The organism is uncultured Devosia sp. (genome assembly GCF_913055165.1).
Taxonomy (GTDB): Bacteria; Pseudomonadota; Alphaproteobacteria; order Rhizobiales; family Devosiaceae; genus Devosia.
This window is the reverse complement of sequence record NZ_CAJXJS010000023.1, coordinates 1-18,721: the sequence shown is the minus strand read 5'-3', so window position 1 is coordinate 18,721 and position 18,721 is coordinate 1. Positions and strand designations below refer to the sequence as shown.

Annotated in this window: 19 protein-coding genes; 3 read left to right on the top strand and 16 right to left on the bottom strand. The window is 63.1% G+C overall.

The genetic code is table 11. The annotated features are described in order from the left end of the window. Positions 1–42: 42 nt before the first annotated feature. The 6 genes from QZ564_RS09560 to QZ564_RS09535 form a co-directional block, all read right to left on the bottom strand. Positions 43–2,142 carry a methyl-accepting chemotaxis protein gene (locus QZ564_RS09560; protein ID WP_297108445.1) on the bottom strand — a complete coding sequence of 700 codons (2,100 nt, stop codon included), beginning with the start codon at positions 2,140–2,142 and terminating at the stop codon, positions 43–45. Continuing rightward, on the bottom strand, positions 2,139–2,648 hold the full coding sequence (locus tag QZ564_RS09555) for a chemotaxis protein CheW (protein ID WP_297108441.1): 510 nt from the start codon (positions 2,646–2,648) through the stop codon (positions 2,139–2,141). Before QZ564_RS09555 ends, QZ564_RS09560 begins: the two co-directional genes overlap by 4 nt. Next, complete coding sequence (locus QZ564_RS09550; RefSeq protein WP_297108438.1) at positions 2,645–4,726, bottom strand: chemotaxis protein CheA; 2,082 nt, start codon at positions 4,724–4,726, stop codon at positions 2,645–2,647. Before QZ564_RS09550 ends, QZ564_RS09555 begins: the two co-directional genes overlap by 4 nt. Then, the gene (locus QZ564_RS09545) at positions 4,723–5,091 is read right to left on the bottom strand and encodes a response regulator (protein ID WP_297108435.1); all 369 of its coding nucleotides are present in this window, start codon (positions 5,089–5,091) and stop codon (positions 4,723–4,725) included. Before QZ564_RS09545 ends, QZ564_RS09550 begins: the two co-directional genes overlap by 4 nt. Positions 5,092–5,093: 2 nt before the next feature. After that, positions 5,094–5,423 carry an STAS domain-containing protein gene (locus tag QZ564_RS09540; RefSeq protein ID WP_297108433.1) on the bottom strand — a complete coding sequence of 110 codons (330 nt, stop codon included), beginning with the start codon at positions 5,421–5,423 and terminating at the stop codon, positions 5,094–5,096. Positions 5,424–5,899: 476 nt separating this feature from the next. Next, complete coding sequence (locus QZ564_RS09535) at positions 5,900–6,949, bottom strand: HD domain-containing phosphohydrolase (RefSeq protein ID WP_297108430.1); 1,050 nt, start codon at positions 6,947–6,949, stop codon at positions 5,900–5,902. 136 nt (positions 6,950–7,085) lie between these two features. Between QZ564_RS09535 and QZ564_RS09530 the strand changes: the two genes are divergently transcribed. Together QZ564_RS09530 and QZ564_RS09525 are read left to right on the top strand one after the other, a co-directional pair. Further along, entirely contained in the window at positions 7,086–8,312 is a 1,227-nt protein-coding gene (locus QZ564_RS09530; protein ID WP_297108549.1) for a TIGR03862 family flavoprotein, read from the top strand. Then, a complete protein-coding gene (locus tag QZ564_RS09525; protein ID WP_297108427.1) occupies positions 8,299–9,045 on the top strand; it encodes an SDR family NAD(P)-dependent oxidoreductase in 747 nt (248 codons plus the stop codon). Before QZ564_RS09530 ends, QZ564_RS09525 begins: the two co-directional genes overlap by 14 nt. Here QZ564_RS09525 and QZ564_RS09520 read toward each other — a convergent pair. From QZ564_RS09520 to ilvA, 10 genes are all read right to left on the bottom strand, one after another. Beyond that, positions 9,042–9,992: a cation diffusion facilitator family transporter gene (locus QZ564_RS09520; RefSeq protein ID WP_297108423.1), complete on the bottom strand. Its 951-nt coding sequence runs from the start codon at positions 9,990–9,992 to the stop codon at positions 9,042–9,044. The two genes, QZ564_RS09525 and QZ564_RS09520, sit on opposite strands and share 4 nt — an antisense overlap. Positions 9,993–10,109: 117 nt before the next feature. Then, on the bottom strand, positions 10,110–10,433 hold the full coding sequence (locus QZ564_RS09515) for a metalloregulator ArsR/SmtB family transcription factor (RefSeq protein ID WP_297108420.1): 324 nt from the start codon (positions 10,431–10,433) through the stop codon (positions 10,110–10,112). A gap of 57 nt (positions 10,434–10,490) precedes the next feature. Then, positions 10,491–10,910, bottom strand: coding sequence for an arsenate reductase (glutaredoxin) (gene arsC, locus QZ564_RS09510; protein ID WP_297108417.1), 420 nt, complete (start codon positions 10,908–10,910; stop codon positions 10,491–10,493). Further along, complete coding sequence (locus QZ564_RS09505; protein WP_297108413.1) at positions 10,907–11,578, bottom strand: MIP/aquaporin family protein; 672 nt, start codon at positions 11,576–11,578, stop codon at positions 10,907–10,909. The genes arsC and QZ564_RS09505 overlap by 4 nt, the downstream gene beginning before the upstream one ends. Further along, positions 11,571–12,107 carry an arsenate reductase ArsC gene (locus tag QZ564_RS09500; protein WP_297108409.1) on the bottom strand — a complete coding sequence of 179 codons (537 nt, stop codon included), beginning with the start codon at positions 12,105–12,107 and terminating at the stop codon, positions 11,571–11,573. The genes QZ564_RS09505 and QZ564_RS09500 overlap by 8 nt, the downstream gene beginning before the upstream one ends. Then, positions 12,104–12,457, bottom strand: a complete 354-nt coding sequence (locus QZ564_RS09495) for a metalloregulator ArsR/SmtB family transcription factor (protein WP_297108406.1) — start codon at positions 12,455–12,457, stop codon at positions 12,104–12,106. The genes QZ564_RS09500 and QZ564_RS09495 overlap by 4 nt, the downstream gene beginning before the upstream one ends. Positions 12,458–12,515: 58 nt before the next feature. Then, on the bottom strand, positions 12,516–14,393 hold the full coding sequence (locus tag QZ564_RS09490) for an ABC transporter ATP-binding protein (protein ID WP_297108402.1): 1,878 nt from the start codon (positions 14,391–14,393) through the stop codon (positions 12,516–12,518). 82 nt (positions 14,394–14,475) lie between these two features. Then, positions 14,476–15,177: a pyrimidine 5'-nucleotidase gene (locus tag QZ564_RS09485; RefSeq protein WP_297108399.1), complete on the bottom strand. Its 702-nt coding sequence runs from the start codon at positions 15,175–15,177 to the stop codon at positions 14,476–14,478. Positions 15,178–15,252: 75 nt separating this feature from the next. Next, positions 15,253–16,470, bottom strand: coding sequence for a hypothetical protein (locus QZ564_RS09480; protein WP_297108396.1), 1,218 nt, complete (start codon positions 16,468–16,470; stop codon positions 15,253–15,255). 178 nt (positions 16,471–16,648) lie between these two features. Then, entirely contained in the window at positions 16,649–18,169 is a 1,521-nt protein-coding gene (gene ilvA, locus QZ564_RS09475) for a threonine ammonia-lyase, biosynthetic (RefSeq protein WP_297108394.1), read from the bottom strand. A gap of 161 nt (positions 18,170–18,330) precedes the next feature. Here ilvA and QZ564_RS09470 point away from each other — a divergent pair. Continuing rightward, the coding region (locus QZ564_RS09470; RefSeq protein ID WP_297108391.1) for a TetR/AcrR family transcriptional regulator at positions 18,331–18,721 on the top strand (391 nt) is incomplete at its 3' end.

The window sequence follows — 18,721 nt, the reverse complement described above, 5'->3', positions numbered from 1 at the left end:
GGCCGCCTTCATGGCGACCGGCTGTGGGGTGCGGTGCAGGGCTCAGGCAGCTCCGCGGCGGGTGAAGTCTTCGTCGAGATCGTCGCCGGCATCGCCCATATCGAGGTCAAAGCCGCCATTTGAGCCGACCCGGCTCTTGGACTTGCCGGGTTTGCCCGGCTTGGGTGCCATATGCGGCGCCCGAGCCAGAATTTGGGACTTGAGGTCCGGCTGGCCGGCCGTTTCATTGGCGGGCATGGAGAGGCTCGAGGCATCGATGCGGAAGTAGCTGATGGCGGCCTGGAGCTGTTCGGCCTGGCTGGCCAGCTCCTCGGAGGTGGCCGACATCTCCTCGGCAGCCGAGGTGTTCTGCTGGGTCACCTTGTCGAGCTGCTGAATGGCGGTGTTGATCTGGGCGGCACCGGCATTCTGCTCCCGCGAGCCGGCGGAGATTTCCTCCACCAGTTCGGCGGTGCGCTGGATGTCGGGTACCAGCTTGCCGAGCATTTCCCCGGCCGACTGGGCGGCCTTGACCGTGGTGCCCGAAAGGGTCGAAATCTCGGCGGCGGCAGCCTGGCTGCGTTCGGCCAGCTTGCGCACTTCGGAAGCCACAACGGCAAAGCCGCGGCCATGTTCGCCAGCCCGGGCGGCTTCCACTGCAGCGTTGAGGGCGAGCAGATCGGTCTGGCGGGCGATTTCCTGCACCACCATGATCTTTTCGGCGATGGTCTGCATGGCCGAGACGGCGTTGTTGACGGCCTCGCCCGAGGCAATCGCGTCGGCAGCAGACTGGCGGGCGATCTTCTCGGTCTGGCTGGCATTGTCAGCAGACTGCTTGATGGTGGCGGCCATCTCTTCCATCGAGGCGGAGGCTTCTTCGGTCGAGGAGGCCTGTTCGGTGGCGCCTTGGCTCAGCTGTTCGGCAGTGGCCGACATTTCCTGGCTGCCAGCGGCGACATTGCGGGTGGCGGCGGTCACTTCGGTCACCACTTCACGCAGCTTGGCGGTCATGGCGTTGAGGGTCTTGATGAGGTCGGTGACTTCATCGTCGCCCTTGACCTGGGCCGTGGCCGAGAGATTGCCACCGGCCACTTCGTCGGCCAGCCGGACGGCGCTGGAGAGGGCGCGGGAGATGGTCATGACGATCCAGGTGGCAGCAACCAGCGCAATGAGCGCGGATCCGATGAGCAGGCCGATCAGCAGCATCATCGAATTCTGGTACAGCGCCTCGGCCTGAACCTTGGCTTCGTCCATGATCGCTTCGTTGCGGTCGATGATCATCTGGAGGATGTCATTGGCCTCACGACGCAGGGTATTGACCGTGCCCATTTCCTGAAGCGCGAAATAGTCGCCGTTCTCCATCGACACGGCGACGGCCTTGTCCATGGCCGCAACCATGTCGTCATAAGCGGCGCGGGCCGCGTTGTAGAGCGAGGTGTCCGAGACCGGCATGGTGCGCTGCAGTTCCGGCAGGCGCTCGGCATTGGCGGCAACGCCGGTCAGATAGTCTGCATACCACTTTTCCTGCAGTTCCCGATCCTGCGAGGCCGCGAGCAGGACGTTGCGCTGCTGGCGGAACATGTCGGTACCGGTCAGGAACATCTCGGTTGCCGCCTGGTAGGCGGGGAAGGCCGAGAGATCGCCGGCATCGACCTTGCGCTGCAAGGAAGCGCGCAGATTGGCCATGGTTTCCTCGAACACGCCGAGCGAACCGCTGCCTTCGCTGCGGCTGATGGCAAGGGCAGTGGCGTCGGAGTTCTTGAGGGTATGTTCCTGGCCTCGCAGCACGGCGGCGTAAAGCTCGTTCACCTTGACGATGAAGTCCGGCAGTTGCTCGCGGACCGCAGGATCCTGGGCGTTGGCATCAAGGAAGGCATGCCCTTCGACCATCTCGTCATAGTCTTCGCGGAGCTTTGCGACGTAGCTTTCCTTTTCCGCCGCGTCCTTGGAGATGATCTGGGCACGCACGCGCGATCCCAGGCTTTCCAGGCTGGTCTGCATCTGGGCCGAGCGGATCAAATTGGCCGAGCGCACCTCAACAATGGCCTCGAGCTCGTGGTTGATCGTGCCCAGGTTCTGCAGGGCGATGAACATGCTCCCCGCAGACAGCGCGACGACAACGCCGAAGACGGCCGCCAGCTTGGTTTTAATAGTCAGTCTCACAATGCAGACCTTTCTTCTGAAGATGCTGCGGGCGCGGTTCTTGCGCCCGGTGTTTCGAAAATGCGTTCCATATTGGGAATGATGATGAAGCCGCCATTGCGCTTGCCGATGCCCCTGATGAATTCGGGGCGCCAGCGCATGCCGACCTTGGGGGCCTCCTCGATGGAGGCTGCTTCGATGTCGGTGACATCATGCACCTTGTCGGCGAGGATGCCGGCAATGGTGGGCTCGCCATCCATATCGACTTCCATCACGACGATGCGCGTGTCCTCGTCCGGCTCGGGCCGGTTCATGCCGAACATGACGCGCAGATCGGCCAGGGGCACGACGCGGCCGCGCACATTGATCAGCCCTCCCACGAAATCGGGCGCATTGGGCACTTCGGTGATGGGAACGAGGTCGAGAATTTCGCGCACCCGTCCCGCCTCTACGGCGAAGAGTTCATCGTCGAGTCGAATGGTCAGCGCCGTCATCGACGCTGGCTGGTGATCCTGGGCGTCGCTCATGCGGCCCTCCCGGTGATGTTGCGATCGACATAGGATTGGCCGGCAGCCACCAGATGGGCGGTGTCCAGGATCAGCGCGACGGAGCCGTCACCCAGGATTGTGGCGCCCGAGAAGGACTTGATGCCCGAATGCAGTTTGGATAGCTGCTTGATGACCGTCTGGTTGTTGCCGATGATCTGGTCGACCACCAGGCCCACCCGGCCTTCGCCGGAGGAGACGATCACCACCTTCTGGTGCGGTTCGGGTTCGGCAGTGGTGCCAAAGACTTCGCGCAGCCTGAGGTAGGGCACCAGGGCCCCGCGAATATCGAGGAAGTTGCGGCCCTTGGCGTGGGCCTCAATGCCCTCTGGAAGCTCCACGCATTCTTCCACTGCGGCCAGCGGAATGGTGTAGCGCCCATTGCCAACCCGCACGAGCATGCCGTCGATGATGGCCAGGGTCAGGGGCAGGCGGAGGGTCATGGTCGAGCCCTCGCCGGGCTTGCTGGTTACATCGATGGTGCCACGCAACCCGTCGATGGTTCGCTTGACCACGTCCATGCCTACCCCACGGCCGGAAAGGGAGGTCACTTCCTTGGCGGTGGAGAAGCCAGGCGCGAAGATCAGGTGATGCAGTTCCTGGTCTGTCAGCTTGGCGTCGGGCGTTATGAGCCCATTTTCTTCGGCCTTGGCGCGAATGCGAGCGATGTTGAGGCCAGCTCCATCGTCACTGACCGAGATGGCCACTTCCGCGCCGGAATAGACGGCGGAGAGGCGCACGATGCCCTTGGCTGGCTTGCCGGCCGCGACGCGTTTCTCGGCGCTTTCCAGGCCATGGTCGACCGAGTTGCGGATGAGATGCACGAGCGGATCGGCCAGGCGCTCGATCATGGTCTTGTCCAGCTCGGTGTCTTCGCCCGAGGTAATGAACTCGATGGGCTTGCCCAGTTCGCCGGACAGATCATGCACGAGGCGCCGGAAGCGGCTGAACAGGGTGCCGATGGGCACCATGCGGATGCCCATTGTGGTATCGCGCAGCCCCGAGGACAGCCGTTCAAGTTCCTCGGCGACAGTCTTGAGCGCGGTGTCCGAACTCAAACCGGCAATCTGGCTCAGTCGCGCCTGGGCGATCACCAATTCGCCGACGCGGTCCATCAGCTCGTCCAGCCGCTCGGCCGGGACACGCAGGGAGGAGGCTGCGGCCCGGTCGGCGGTGTCGGCCCCGGCAGCCGGCTTGGGCTTGGGGGTCGGGGACTGAGCCGCGAGAATGCCGGCGCTGGGCTCGGGTTCGACTGGCGCGGGCGCTGATGCTTCCGCCGCGTTGGGTTGAGGATCGGCGTCCGCATCTGTGGCGGGCTCGGCCGGGGCTGCGGTGCTCTCATCCAGCCGCGTGAGCGTCAGTTCCATATTGTCGCGCAGGAACAGGAACACGTCATCAATTGCCGCTGTGGGGTCGGCGGCTTCGATATCGACGCGCCAACCGATATGGGGTGTCTCGGGGTCGAGCGTTGCAAGATCGGGAATGCGACCCGTAAGCGCGGTTATCTTGACCGGCCCGATTTCAGCCAGCTCCTCCAGCAGCAGCACCGGATTGGTGCCGTAGATGAGCGCGTCGGAGGGCAAGTAGAACTCAAGCCGCCAGACAGTTGTCGTTTTGACCTCTGCCGGTTTCTCCTTGGGCTTTTCGGTCTTGGCCTTGCCCTTTGCCGGCGCCTTGCTTGCATTGCCTTCGCCGGCGATGGCGGCGCGCAGATTGGCCAGGATGTCTTCGCCGCCGCCGATGTCGTCCTCAGGAGACTCGATCAGCCGGTGGATATGGTCCTTGGCATCCAGGGCCACGCCGATCAGGGCAGCATTGGCGGCGGTCTGTCCCTTGCGCACCTGGTCGAAGGTGGTTTCGAACTCGTGCACGAATTCGGCCACCGCGGTGAAGCCGAACATGGCGCCCGAGCCCTTGATGGTATGCAGGGCGCGAAAAGTGGAGTTGATCAGGTCGGCATTGGCGGGGTCCTGCTCGAGGTCGAGCAGTCCGGCCTCGAGCTGTTCGAGCAGCTCGCGCGCCTCCTGGCGAAAGGTTTCGGTCGGATCGGATATGTTCATGCGCCCGTCACCTTCTTGATGATGGCCAGCAATTGGTCCTGCTTGAAGGGCTTGACGATCCAGCCGGTGGCGCCAGCTTCCTTGGCCTGGCGCTTCAGGTCCTCGTCGGACTCGGTGGTCAAAAGAATGATCGGGATGCCCTTGGAAGAGGGGTGCTGGCGATATTTCTTGATGAACTCGATGCCGTTGAGCACGGGCATATTGAGGTCGGTCAGCACGGCATGGACCGTATTGGCGGTCGCGACCTCATAGCCTTCCTGGCCGTTGCCGGCCTCGAGCACATCCAGACCGGCGCCGGTCAGGGTCATGGCGACCATCTGGCGGATGGAGGCGCTGTCGTCGATCGTCAGAATGGTCTTGGTCATGCTCAGTGTCCTGCTGGCTGTTCTGAAATGGGCGCCCAGAAGCTCGCATGCGTCTGGTCCGGGGCGAGGAAACCGGCCTGCTCCAGCACCGCCGTCAGCGGCGGGCCCAGAGGGGCAAGCATGGCCAATTGTCCACCCCGAGCGGCGGCCGCCGTGGCTGCCGACAGCAAGGTCTGTACGGTCGTGACATCGGCTGCCGACATGGTCTGCGTGTCGACGGCAATCCGGGCGTGGTTTTCGATGGCCTCGCGCAGGGTCGTCGCTACGTCCTGGGCGGACTTGATGCCTGCGTCGCCCGACAATACGAGCGTGTGGATAGGTTCTTCGGTCATGGCCATGACCGGACGAAGCTTGAAGTTGATGACATTCTGTCTCTCTACCGCAAAGGACTAAGGGGGAAGTCGGTAGGCGAAGTGGATTGGGACGTCGCTGGTTCCGCTATGCTATTACTATTGCCAATCTGCTCGCCGTATTCCCATCCGGCTTATAGGTATACTTACAGGCTTGGCTTAACCGATGGTTACTGTTTTCACTGTTCTGAAAAATTTGAACACCGATACAAAGTATTACTTTCTGAAGTAACCGTATTAACAAAGCCAGATGTACTCTTTCGCTGAGAATCGACTGAATGCGTCGCTGAGTCGATTTGAATCGAAGCCGTTTGACTCAGAGTCGATTCACAAGACAATCGCCACATGCGGAGATTGATTCACTTGTCCGGTGGCGTTGGCGGGCGGTTGAACTCTGGTTGCGCCGGGGGCGCGGGGCCGCAATGGCTATGCGCGCGGTCGACCGCAGAGTCGAAGTATTAGAAGCCGACGGCTTGCACGGGTTCATCCGGCTGCATGATGGCGCTGATCTCGGGCCATTTGGTGCGGAAGGCCGCGACGCATTGCGGATCAAAATGCGTGCCGCTGCAGCGGATGATCTCGGCATAGGCCTTTTCGATGGGCCAGGCCGGCTTGTAGGGACGTTCCGAGCACAGGGCGTCGAAGACGTCTGCGATGGCGACGATCCGCGCTTCTACGGGGATGTCGTTGCCAGACAGCCGGTCTGGATAGCCAGTACCGTCCCACTTTTCATGGTGGCTCTGGGCGATCAGTTCGGCGACCCGGATGAGGTCGGAGCCGCCGCGTTCCAGAATGCGTGCGCCAATGGTGACATGCTCGCGCATGATGGCCATTTCTTCGTCGGTGAGGCGGCCGGGTTTGGACAAAATGGCATCGGCAATGCCGATCTTGCCGATATCGTGCAGGGGAGCCGCCAGATAGATCATGCGGCAGCGCTCGGGCGGCAGGCCGATACCTTCACCGATCAACTGGCTGATCATGGCGACGCGCGAGACATGCTCGCCGGTATCACCGTCGCGATATTCGATGGCCCGGGCGAGGCGGTAGATAATCTCCTCTTCGCGCGCCAGCAGGTGGGCGGTGGCTCGCTCTACCTCGCGGGTCAGCCATTGGGCACGATCGGCCAGTTCCACCTGGGCCTGGCGCAGCGCCAGGAGATTGGCGACGCGGGCCTGCAGCTCGATGGGGTCGAAGGGTTTGTGCAGGAAGTCGGTGGCCCCCGCCTTGATGGCCTCGATGCGCACGGATTTGTCATGGTCGGAGGTCACCATGACCACCGGGACAATGCGGTAGGATGGGCGCGAGCGCAGGGCGGCGGTGAAGGCCACCCCATCCATTTCGGGCATGATGTGGTCGACGATGATCAGGTCATATTGCTGGGTCTGGCACCATTCGAGCGCCTGCAACGGGTTAAGGCATAGCTCAACCTCGCCCATCACCGCTTCTTTGACGATGCTGCCGATCAGCGCAAGACTGGACCGGCTGTCATCGACGATCAGCAATCGCATTTGCTTCTGGCCCCCGCCTGAATTGCAGGAAGGATAGGTGCGGCGCCATTAGATGAAGCTTAACAACAATTGGGTCGTGGCAATGGCTTGCGCGATTGGTTAGCAGTGTGCTGACGACGAGCGGCACCGTGTGGGGATATCCGTGAACCGGATTGCAGTGATTGGGGGCGGACCCGCAGGATTGATGGCAGCCGAGATGGCCGCGATGCAGGGCGCTCGCGTCAGCGTCTATGAGGCCCTGCCCAGCGTCGGGCGCAAGCTCCTGATGGCCGGTAAGTCGGGCCTCAACATCACCCATGCCGAGGACAAGGCTGCTTTTGATGCCCGCTATGGTCTGTCGCGGGGCCGGCTCCAGCAGGCGCTCGACGTCTTTCCGGCAGCGGCGGTGCGGGAGTGGTGCGCCGGCCTGGCTGTTGAAACCTTTGTGGGCTCGTCGGGGCGGGTGTTTCCCAGTGTGATGAAGGCCTCACCCTTGCTGCGGGCCTGGCTGGGCCGGCTGGACGGCCTGGGCGTGACGATTCTGACGCGTCATCGCTGGCAAGGATTTGAAGGCAGGTCCCTCGTCTTCGATACGCCCGAAGGACGCGTCGTGGAGCGGTTCGACGCCGTGGTGCTGGCCCTGGGTGGCGCCAGCTGGCCGAGACTGGGTTCGGATGCCGCCTGGGTGCCATGGCTGGTCGATGCCGGCGTGCCAGTTTCGCCGTTCCGACCCGCCAATTGCGGTTTCGAGGTGGACTGGTCGGATGTGATGGTGGAGCGCTTTGCCGGACAACCGGTCAAATCCGTCGTGGCGCGCAGCGCCGCGGGCGCCCATAGCGGCGAGTTTGTCGTGACGCGATGGGGTGTCGAGGGCAGCCTTGTCTATGCCCATGCCGCCGCGCTGCGCGACAGTCTCGAAACCACGGGCCAGGCCGTGATTGAACTCGATCTGGTGCCGGGCCGCACTGCGGAACGACTGGCACGGGACCTGGCCCGGCAACCGGCAAAGGCCAGCTTCGCCAATCGGCTGCGCAAGGGCGCGGGGTTGGATGGCGTTAAGCTGGCGCTGTTGCGGGAGTGCCTGCCAAATGTCGTGAGCCTGGAGCCGGAGGCGCTGGCAGCGGCGATCAAATCGGTGCCGCTGGCGGTGCAACGGCCCCGGCCGATCGCCGAGGCGATTTCGGTGGCCGGCGGCGTGGCGTGGGACGGTGTCGACGAGCATTTCATGCTCAAGGCCTTGCCGGGCGTCTTTGTTGCAGGCGAAATGTTGGATTGGGAGGCGCCGACCGGCGGCTATTTGCTGACGGCCTGCTTTGCGACCGGCCGGGCAGCGGGGTTGGCGGCGGCAAAATTCGTGCCCGGAGGGAGAGATGAACAGAATTGACCTGGTGGGACAGGTGGCCGTGATCACCGGCGGGGCCCAGGGATTGGGGCTTGCCATTGCCAGCCGGCTCCTGGCCTCAGGCGCCCGGATCTGCCTGTGGGATCGCGACGCCGAGATGCTCGACAAGGCGGTCACAATCTTGGGCGAGGGCGTAACCGAGCAAAGCGTGGATGTCACCGATCTGGCGGGGCTGGAACAGGCCCATGCCGCGACGGAAGCCGAGCTTGGCCCGGTGTCGATCCTGGTGCATTCGGCGGGCATTGCCGGCACCAATGCGACGCTGGACGTCTATGATCCGGAAGACTGGCGGCGCGTGATCGACGTCAACCTCAATGGCACCTTCTATGTGAACCGCGTAGTGGTGCCGGGCATGAAGGCGCGCAATTACGGGCGCATCGTCAATATCGCCTCGATTGCCGGCAAGGAGGGCAATCCGACCGCCTCCGCCTATGCGGCGGCCAAGGCCGGGGTCATCGGCATGACCAAGTCGCTGGGCAAGGAGCTGGCGAGCTACGACATTGCCGTCAATGCCATAACGCCGGCGACCGCCAAGACGCGTATCCTTGATACGCTGAGCGACGAGTTCATCACCTATATGCTTTCCCGCATTCCGCGCGGGCGGTTCCTGGAGGTCGAGGAAGCGGCGTCCATGGTGGCCTGGCTGGTCAGCCGCGAAAACAGCTTCACCACTGCCAGCGTGTTCGACCTCTCGGGCGGAAGGGCAACCTATTAGGGCTGCGCCGCCGGACATTGGGCACCTCTGCCGCTCCAGTCGATCTCGACAGTGGCATGGCCAATATCGTGTTCCTCCTGAAGCCGTTGCTTGACGGCCGTGGAGACGGCAGCGGGATCAGCCCCCGGCGCCAAGGCGATCTCGAGCGTTGCCATGGCCTGCCCGGATGAGAGCGACCAGACATGGAGATGCCCGACCTTGCCGAGGCCGGGGACGGCGGAGCGCAAATCGGCCTGCAGGTCGTCAATGTCCACGCCATCGGGCGCGCCTTCCATCAGGATGTTGAAGGTGCGGGTCAGCAGGGCCCAGGCGCTTTTGAGGATCAGCAGGCTCACCACCACGGACAGAATGGGGTCGATGGGCATCCAGCCGGTCAGCCAGATGACAATGGCCGCGGCGATGGCGCCGACCGAGCCGAGCAGATCGCCCAGCACATGCAGGAGGGCGCCCTTGATATTGACGTGATCGGCATCGGCGCCGGAGAGAATGCGGAAGACGATCAGGTTTACGACCAGGCCGAGCACAGCCACCACCAGCATGGGGCCGGCCAGCACCTCTTCGGGGGCAAGGAAGCGATTGACGGCCTCATAGCCAATCCAGCCGACCAGGGCGAAGAGCGCCAGTGCATTGATCATCCCGGCCAGCACCTCCAGGCGTGAATAGCCGAAGCTGCGGCGGGCATCGGGTGGTCGCCGTCCGAGACGAAACCCCAGCCAGGCCAGAAATAGCGCCACGGTATCGGTCAACATGTGCCCCGCATCGGCAATCAGCGCCAGCGAGCCGGAGAGATAGCCGCCGATGACTTCGGCCACCATGAAGCCCCCGGTGAGGCACAGGCCGATCAGCACGGCCCGCTCATTGCCTGAACTGACCTTGGGCGCGTGGTTGTGCCCGGCATGGTCATGTCCGTGGTCGCCGTGGTCATGACTGTGCTGATGCTCTGGCACGCGCATTCCTCAATTTAATGTACATATGAACATACATTCATATATGTTGATGTCAATATGCTTTCTATCCGCCAACGGCGCTCTGGTTTGAAGGTTCCGGCGGCGCAGGGTTAGCGGTCAGCCGCGGATATCGTCCTCGTCCGGCTCATGCTCTTCTGCGGCGTGGGCGAGCATGTCGGTGAGCATGCTTGCGATGTGGTGGTCTTCGACCTCGTAGAAGACCTGTTTGTTGCGACGCGTGCCGCGCACCAGACGCGCTGCGCGGAGCAGGCGAAGATGGTGGCTGACCAGGGATTGGCTGGCGCCGGTTGCCCTGGCGATGTCGCCAACCGCGATGGGGCCTTCAAGACAGGTGAGAACCACCTTGAGCCGCGTCGGGTCGCCGAGCAGGCGGTAGGTCTCGGCGATGACGGTCAAATGGTGGTCTTCTGGCAGGGGCACGGCGTTTCCCATTGGCTTGGTCGCCAATAGTTAGGGCGCTTCGGCGTGGCTGACCAGTCAGACGCGATTGCCATCGGCGTCGATTACCACTTCGCCGTCTTCCTTGGTGAAGGGAATGCCCAGTGCCTCAGGCAGGATGTCGAGCACCACTTCGGAGGGGCGGCAGAGGCGCACGCCATGGGCGGTTTCGACAAATGGCCGGTTGATCAGGATGGGGTCGGCCAGCATGGCCTCGATCAACTCGGCGTCGGAAAGGTCCTGATTATCGAGGCCCAGCTCGAAATAGGGGGTATCCTTGACGCGGATGGCGTCGCGGACCGAAAGACCGGCGCGGCTAATCAGGTCGACCAGTCGGGTGCGATCGGGCGGGTTTTCGAGATAGAGGATGACGTTCGGTTCAATGCCGACCCCGCGGATCATGGCCAGGGTATTGCGCGATGTGCCGCAATCGGGGTTGTGGTAGATGGTGACGCTCATGCTGAATGCTCCGAAGGATAGCGCAACAGCCAGGCCGCAAGACCCATGGCCGCAAGCGCACCGATGATCTGGGCGATGATGAAGCCTGGCACGTCGGCGGGACCGATACCAGAAAAGCTTGCGGTCAGCGCCCGGCCGATGGTGACGGCGGGATTGGCGTAGGAGGTCGAAGCGGTAAACCAGTAACCGGCGGTGATGTAGAGGCCGACGCGCAGGGCAATCTGCCCGGCAGAGTGTTTGAGCGACACCAGGATGGTCAGCAGCAAACCGAATGTGGCGACGGCCTCGCTCAGCCATTGGCTGGCGCCATTGCGCGGGTCGGCATAGGCCGAGACCAGCGGCAGGTCGAACATCAGGTGTGCCAGAAGAGTGCCCAGCATGGCGCCGCAGATCTGCGCGACGACATAGAGCCCGGCATCGGCAGCACTCAATTGGCGCTTGAGGGCCATGACCAGGGTCACGGCCGGGTTGAAATGGGCTCCGGAGATCGGCCCGAACAGGCCGATCAGCACCACGAGAATGGCGCCAGTCGCCGCCGTGTTGGCCCAGAGCGCCAAGGCGATATCGCCGGTCAGGCGCTGCGCCATGATGCCAGATCCGACCACGGTGGCGACAAGGATGCCGGTGCCGAGAGCCTCGGCGGTGAGCTTGCGCAGGCGATCAGTCATTGGTGGCCTTGTCAGTGGCGCCTTCGAGCTTGCCGATGTCCTTGAGCTTGGTCTCGAGCGACATCTTGTCGATGGTGGCCAGCGGCAAGGCGGTGAAGACCTCGATGCGGCGGCGCAGATAATTGGCAGCGTCGCGGAAGGCATTGACCTTGTCCAATTCGCTGCCCTCGACGGCGGCCGGATCGGCAACGCCCCAATGCGCGGTCATGGGCTGGCCGGGCCAAAAGGGACAGGTTTCGCCGGCCGCGTCGTCGCAGACGGTAAAGACGAAATCGAGCTTGGGCGCGTCGGGGGTGGCAAATTCATCCCAGGATTTGGAGCGATAGCCCTCGGTGGGCAGGCCCATTTCCTTGAGCGTATGCAGGGTCAGCGGATTGACCTCACCCTTTGGCTGGCTGCCGGCCGAAAAGGCGCGGAACTTGCCGCCGGGAACAGCGTTCATGATCGCCTCGCCCAGAACGGAGCGGGCAGAATTGCCGGTGCACAGGAAGAGCACATTGTAGACGCGGTCAGTCTGGTCGTCGGTCATTGGCGAACCTCCTCGGGAACGCAGCAGGGGGTGATGTCTTCAATCAGCGGCGTGCAGAGTTCAGGGCGGCCGCCGCAGCAATCATTGACGAGATAGCCCATCACCTCACGCATGTGGTCGATCTGGGCGCGATAGATGATGGTGCGCCCGTGCTTGTCGGCCACCAGCAGGCCGGCGCGGGCCAGCTGCGACAAATGGGTCGACATGGTGTTTTGTGGCACGTCGAGCCGGCGCGCGATTTCGCCGGCCGCCAGGCCGTCGGGCTCGTGCTCGACCACCAGCCGGAAGGCCGCCAGGCGCGTCGGCTGGGCGAGGGCGGCGAGAGCCTCTATGATTGCTGTATCATCCATATATCGAGATTTATCGATATATTGTGACAGTTGCAAGACGGTGAGGGGGCGTACCGCCCTACCGATACCCTGCCGCCTGCAGCTCGAAGAGTTCCGCATAGCGGCCCTTGAGCGCTACCAATTGCTCATGCGTGCCGGCTTCGAGAATGGCGCCATTGTCGAGCACCAGGATGCGGTCGGCCATGCGCACGGTGGAGAAGCGGTGGGAGATAATGACGGCGGTCTTGCCGGCCGCCAGCCCCTTGAAGCGGGCAAAAACGTCGGCCTCGGCCTTGGCGTCGAGCGCGGCGGTGGGCTCGTCCAGAATGATGAGTTCCGCGTCACGCATATAGGCGCGGGCAATGGCCACTTTCTGCCATTCACCGCCCGAGAGGTCGCGGCCCTGGCGGAACAACCGCCCCAATTGCTGGTCATAGCCCTTGGGCAGTTTGGCTATGACCCCGTCGGCCAGGCTCTGCTCGGCGGCGGTGTCGATGCGCATCTGGTCCTCGCGTGCCTCGATGCGGCCCACCCCGATATTGTCGCGGGCGGTGAAGCTGTAGCGGATGAAATCCTGGAAGATCACGCCGACATGGGCATGAATGTCATTGGGCGCCATATCCCTGAGGTCGACGCCATCAATGGTGATGCGTCCTTCGCTGGGGTCGTAGAGGCGGGTCAAAAGCTTGGCGATGGTGGTCTTGCCAGCGCCGTTCTCGCCCACCAGCGCCAGGGTCTCCCCGGCCGGCAGGGTGAAGGAGAGATTGCGCACCACCCAATTGTCGGTCTCGGGATATTTGAACCCGACATTGTCAAAGACGATGCCGTTTCGGATCGGCGCCGGAAAGACCTTGGGATTGGCCGGGGGCAGAACGGTCGGCTCAATCTCGAAGAAGGAAAACAGATCGTCCAGATACATGGATTGCCCGGCAATGGCCGTGAAGCCGAGCAGGATGCGCTGGAACAGACCATTGAGCCGCAAGAACGAGCCGGAGAGAAAGGCCAGGTCGCCCAGGGTGAAGGCGCCGGTGATGGTGCGCCAGACGATGTAGCCATAGGCGGCGTAATAGGCCAGGCTCGCAATGGCGGCAAAGACCGCGCCCCAGCCGGCGCGCAGCGTGGCGACGCGGCGGTTCTCGATGAAAATCTGCTGGGCAAGCTTCTTGAAACGGGTGACGAGATAGTCGCCCAGCCCGAAGAGCTTGACCTCCTTGGCGGTCTCGGCGCTGGCCCCGATATGGCGCAGATATTCGAGTTCGCGCCGCTCCGGGGTGCGCCAGCGGCTGAGCATATAGGCCAGGGAATTGAATCGCGCCTCGCCCCAGACCGAGGGGATGAAGCTCAGCGGCAGCAGCAGGATCAGCCAGGGGGCGTAGAGGAAGAGGCCCGCCGCCAGGGTAATGACAGTCAGGATATCCTGTGCCTGCCCGAAGATCTGGCTCAAGAGCGCATTGCGTCCGGCGGCCTGGCGGCGCGCGCGCTCCAGCCGATCCTGATACTCGGCGCTTTCGAAATGGGCCAGATCCAGCCGGGCGGCATGCTGCATCAACTCGACGCTGACCTGGTTGGAATGGAGTTCGGACAGTACCGAATCGACGAGGCCCGTCGCGCGGGCGATGATGTCATTGGCCAGCACCAGCGCCAGTTCGAGCAGCAGATAACCGAGAATCGCGTTGAGGAGCCCCGCGTTCCACCAGTCGAGAATACCGGGGCCGGGCGGCGTGATGGCCGAGAGCCGAACCACCTCGTCGACGATCAGCTTGGCGGCATAGAGCACGGCGACCGGTTGCAGGGCCGCCAAGAGGCGCAGCACGAGGCTGGCCGTGGTCAGTCCCTTGCTGGTGCGCCAGATTTGCGCGATCAGCCGCCCCAGATGCGCGAGATTGTCGAGCTGGTCGCGGATTGTCGGGCTGCTGTCGGGAATGGGCGGCGGTCGGCGCCCGGGCAGGTCGGTCATGAGGGCAATCTAGCCAGTTCCCGCGTCAGCGGGAATAGGGACAAATGATTGCCTGCATTGCCTTTTGGACAGTGTGTCTGTCTCAGGGCAGGTTGCGCAGGAAGCCCGCCAGGTCGCCGGTGACGTGATGCACATGCGGTTCCGTGGTGCGGCCCAATTCCCAGGCTTCCACCTGTTCGTGGACAAAGCCTTCGGCCGCTACCACCTGAACGGTCGCCATGCCCTGCTCGTGCGGCACGACCAGGTTCTTTTCCAGATCGTCGAACATGATGGCGCGGGTCGGGTCGATCCCATGCAGGGCGAAAAACCCATCATAGGCCTGCCGGTGCGGCTTGGGCACGAAGGTCATGGCGCGGATGTCGTGTACATGTTCGAACAAATGGTCCCCGCCCAACCGTTTCAGAACGGCGCGCGCATGGCCGGTGTCGCCATTGGTGAGGATGAACTTCCGGCCGGGCAGGGCGGCAATGGCCTCGACCAGATCGGGATGCGGATCGACGGGCGAATAGTCGATGGCGTGCACGGTCGAGAGAAAGTGGTCCGGGTCGATCTCATGCCGATGCATCAGACCGTTCAGCGTGGTGCCGAAGTCCCGATAGTAGTCCTTCTGCAGAGCCCTTGCCGCGTCGAAATCGAGCCGGGTCACCTCCATCACATAATGGGTGATGAGCGTATCGATCTGCGCGAACAGATTGCATTCCCGTGGATAGAGCGTGTTGTCGAGGTCGAAGACCCAGTCGGTAACGTGGTCGAGGCTCTGGCGGGGGCGGGCTAATGCGGTCATTGGCCTATAATGGCACAAAAGGGTGAAGGCTTCATCAGCGGGAAAACTGCGGGGCCCGAAGGCCCCGCATCACGATCACTTGGTCTTGGTATTGGCCGTCACCGTCAGTCCCAGGGCCTGGATCAGGCCGGCCGGGTTGGCGGCAGCGGCGGCGATCACCAGCACAGAGGTCGGGGAGGGCGGCTTGACGGCCACTTCCAGGCTCTGCGGATTGTCGAGGAAGTCGGTCACCGGCGGCACGACGACATCATTGAGGGCGGGCACGCCGCTTTCGGCGACCATGGCCGGGACCATGGCCTTGAGGCCTTCCACGAAGCTGGCGCGATCGGCGCCGGACTGGGCGGCGAACATGTCGAGCAGCTTGGGTGCCAGACCGGCATCGTCATAACGCAGCGACATGCCGGAGATCGTCAGGTTCTGGGCAATCTCCATGCCGGCCATCATCTGCTGGGCCTGGGCCTCTTCGCTGGTCGGGTCGAGGTCGCTCGCCTGCATTGCATAGAGCTTGTCGAGCGTCTCCAGGGTGAAGCCGGAAATGTCGGCGGTGAACTGGAGCGCGCCGATATCGGCAAAATCGATCAGGAATTGCTCAAAGGCCATGCGGCCGTCGGCCATGGTCCAATCCACGGTCTGGGTGACGTTGCCGCTGATATTGGTCAGACCAAGGGCGGCGATCACCGCGCCGGCTTCCGGTTCCTCTTCGCCAACGGTGCTGAGATCGGCCCAGATATTGGCAATAGAAACGGTCGAATGGATGGATTCGAGCGCATCGTCGGCGTCATAGGCGAATTCGGACGTCGCTTCCATGCTGTCGATCTTGATGACCTCGACGCCATCGCGGGTGACGGTCAGCGGCCCGGTCGCCATGCGGCCAACCACCTGCACCAGCACCTCGGCGCTGGTCTGGCCCTCCGGCGGGAGCCAGAGATCTTCGGCGACGATGTCGACAAGGGTCAGGTGACCGGCATGTTCGTCGCCGAAATCCACATCGACGTCAGGAACGGTCAGGCTGTCGGCGAAATAGCTGCCGTCCTCATTCTCCACCACGCCGGAGAATGTCAGCTCAGTATCAAGGGCCATCGGGTCCATGCCGGTCATGGTCACCGTCACGCCATCGACGGTGATGGTATCGCCAGAAGCGGTTGCTTCACCAAAGCTCATGTCGTAGCCCATGGCCTTGTAGACGGTCGCGACGCGGTCAACGAAAGTCTGGGCGTCCAGCGCCATGGCCGGCTGCGCGAACGCAAAGGCGGCAAGTCCGGTGGCGGTCATCAGGCCGGTGGTCTTGATCATTCTGATCATCGTGTTTGTGTCCCTCGAAATGACTTGCGCGCAGGTGGCACAGCTGGCCCCGCGCGCTTGCTCGACAATGTGCCCCTTGCACACGCAAATGCAATGGTGTGATGGCGGAAATAGGTCGGTCCGCTATAGATGCGGTTTATTTCAAACTAATGTCGGGCCACGCCCGGTTTCAGTCCGAATGCAGAAATTGCCGATAGGCAGGGTTCTCGGTTTCATCCCAATAGGGAAAGCCGACGGCATCGATATGGGCGAAGAAGTCGTCACTGGTCTCGGGCGGCACCTGTACGCCCACCAGCACCCGCCCATAGTCGGAGCCGTGATTGCGATAGTGGAACAGCGAAATGTTCCACGCATCGTTCAGCCCCTCGAGGAATTGCAGCAATGCGCCCGGCCGCTCGGGAAATTCGAAGCGGAAGACCTTTTCGTCCGTAAGGCCCGCGGCCCGGCCACCCACCATGTGGCGGACATGAAGCTTGGCGACCTCATTGTCGGTCAGGTCGGTGACAGACAGATCATTGGCCTGCAGCAGGTCGATGATTTCGCGCTTTTCCGCATCGCCGCGCGATAGCTTCACGCCAACGAAGATGCGCGCCTTGTCGCCGGCGCGATAGCGGTAGTTGAACTCGGTGATGGCGCGATTGCCAACAAGTCGGATGAACGCCCGATAGCTCCCCGGCCGCTCCGGAATGGTGACAGCCAGAAGAGCCTCGGCCCGCTCGCCGATCTCAGCCCGCTCGGCGACATGGCGCAGGCGATCAAAATTGACATTGGCGCCGGAGTTGATGGCAATCAGTGCCCCCTCGGGGGGCGCGTTGCCTGCCTCGATGTCGCGTCGCAATCCGGCCAGCGCCAGGGCGCCTGCCGGCTCGGTGATGGCGCGGTGGTCGTCGAAAATGTCCTTGATGGCGGCGCAGATTTCGTCTGCCGAGACGGTGACGATATCATCAAGAAGGTCCCGGCAGATCCGGAAGGTTTCATCACCCACCTGGCGCACGGCAACGCCATCGGCGAACAGGCCGACCTGATCGAGTGGCACCGGCCTTCCCGCCGCGATGGCGGCCTTCATGCTGGCCGCGTCGTCCGGTTCGACGCCAATGACGCGAATTTCGGGACGCAGGAACTTGACGAAGCTGGCGATGCCTGCGGCAAGGCCACCACCCCCGACAGGAATGTAGATCGCCCCGATCGGCTCGGGATGCTGCCGCATGATTTCGAGCCCCACCGTGCCCTGCCCGGCAATGACGTCCGGGTCGTCGAAGGGGTGCACGAACACCAGGCCATCCTTGTCCGCCAACGCCACGGCGTGGGCGCGGGCCGCATCGAAGCCTTCGCCGAACAGCACCACTTCCCCGCCCAGTCGCTTGACGGCATTGACCTTGATGGCAGGTGTGGTGGTGGGCATGACAATGACCGCACGGATGCCGAGTCGCGTTGCCGACAATGCCACGCCTTGGGCGTGGTTGCCGGCCGAGGCACAAATCACCCCGCGGGCGCGCTCTTCAGCCGTGAGGTGCACGATACGGTTATGTGCCCCGCGGATCTTGAAGGAAAAGACTGGCTGCAGATCTTCGCGCTTGGCCAGAATGATGCGGCCAAGCCGGGCCGAGAGCAGTTCCATTCTCTCGAGAGGGGTCTGTTCGGCGACCTCGTAGACCGAAGAGGTCAGGATTTTGCGGACATAGTCGGTCATGGCAGGTCCCGATCGGCGTTGTGAGACGTGAAGGACGCCTCCTGGCCGGAATTGTCAATCTGGCGGCGTGGGAAAGCATGGGTGGGGTGTGCCGGAAGCTGCCCGAGGCGCAGATCAGCAATATATCAATCAAGTGATTGATTAGCTTCTGGAGTAGGTATATGCAGGCTCCCATGCGTGCGGATTGTCCGAAACGGGAAAGTGGTGATGAACGCCGGCTTGCCATCGCGCGAGCGGCGCGGGCGCTTATTGTCGAACGGGGTCTCGAAGGCCTGCGGACGCGCGACATCGCCGCCCGGGTCGGGATCAACATCGCCACGCTCCATTATCACGTTCCCAGCAAGGAAGCGCTGGTGGCGCTGGTTGCTCATAGTCTGAAGGAGGAGTTCCGCGACCAGGGCATGCGGCGATCGCGTGAGGGATGCACCGGGCTGGAATTGCTGCGCATGGAGATCGAGGACGTCATCGAATCCCTGTTCGAGGCGCCGGAACGGCTCAGCATCATGGCCGAACTCATCGAACGCTCGCGCCGCGACCCTGCGATTGCCGCCA

What these genes read in the sequence shown, in the direction of transcription:
- QZ564_RS09555 (WP_297108441.1), bottom strand. Translation starts at nt 2,648, where the DNA reads ATGAGCGACGCCCAGGATCACCAGCCAGCGTCGATGACGGCGCTGACC.
- QZ564_RS09550 (WP_297108438.1), bottom strand. Translation starts at nt 4,726, where the DNA reads ATGAACATATCCGATCCGACCGAAACCTTTCGCCAGGAGGCGCGCGAG.
- QZ564_RS09545 (WP_297108435.1), bottom strand. Translation starts at nt 5,091, where the DNA reads ATGACCAAGACCATTCTGACGATCGACGACAGCGCCTCCATCCGCCAG.
- QZ564_RS09540 (WP_297108433.1), bottom strand. Translation starts at nt 5,423, where the DNA reads ATGACCGAAGAACCTATCCACACGCTCGTATTGTCGGGCGACGCAGGC.
- QZ564_RS09535 (WP_297108430.1), bottom strand. Translation starts at nt 6,949, where the DNA reads ATGCGATTGCTGATCGTCGATGACAGCCGGTCCAGTCTTGCGCTGATC.
- QZ564_RS09525 (WP_297108427.1), top strand. Translation starts at nt 8,299, where the DNA reads ATGAACAGAATTGACCTGGTGGGACAGGTGGCCGTGATCACCGGCGGG.
- arsC (WP_297108417.1), bottom strand. Translation starts at nt 10,910, where the DNA reads ATGAGCGTCACCATCTACCACAACCCCGATTGCGGCACATCGCGCAAT.
- QZ564_RS09505 (WP_297108413.1), bottom strand. Translation starts at nt 11,578, where the DNA reads ATGACTGATCGCCTGCGCAAGCTCACCGCCGAGGCTCTCGGCACCGGC.
- QZ564_RS09500 (WP_297108409.1), bottom strand. Translation starts at nt 12,107, where the DNA reads ATGACCGACGACCAGACTGACCGCGTCTACAATGTGCTCTTCCTGTGC.
- QZ564_RS09495 (WP_297108406.1), bottom strand. Translation starts at nt 12,457, where the DNA reads ATGGATGATACAGCAATCATAGAGGCTCTCGCCGCCCTCGCCCAGCCG.
- QZ564_RS09490 (WP_297108402.1), bottom strand. Translation starts at nt 14,393, where the DNA reads ATGACCGACCTGCCCGGGCGCCGACCGCCGCCCATTCCCGACAGCAGC.
- QZ564_RS09485 (WP_297108399.1), bottom strand. Translation starts at nt 15,177, where the DNA reads ATGACCGCATTAGCCCGCCCCCGCCAGAGCCTCGACCACGTTACCGAC.
- QZ564_RS09480 (WP_297108396.1), bottom strand. Translation starts at nt 16,470, where the DNA reads ATGATCAAGACCACCGGCCTGATGACCGCCACCGGACTTGCCGCCTTT.
- ilvA (WP_297108394.1), bottom strand. Translation starts at nt 18,169, where the DNA reads ATGACCGACTATGTCCGCAAAATCCTGACCTCTTCGGTCTACGAGGTC.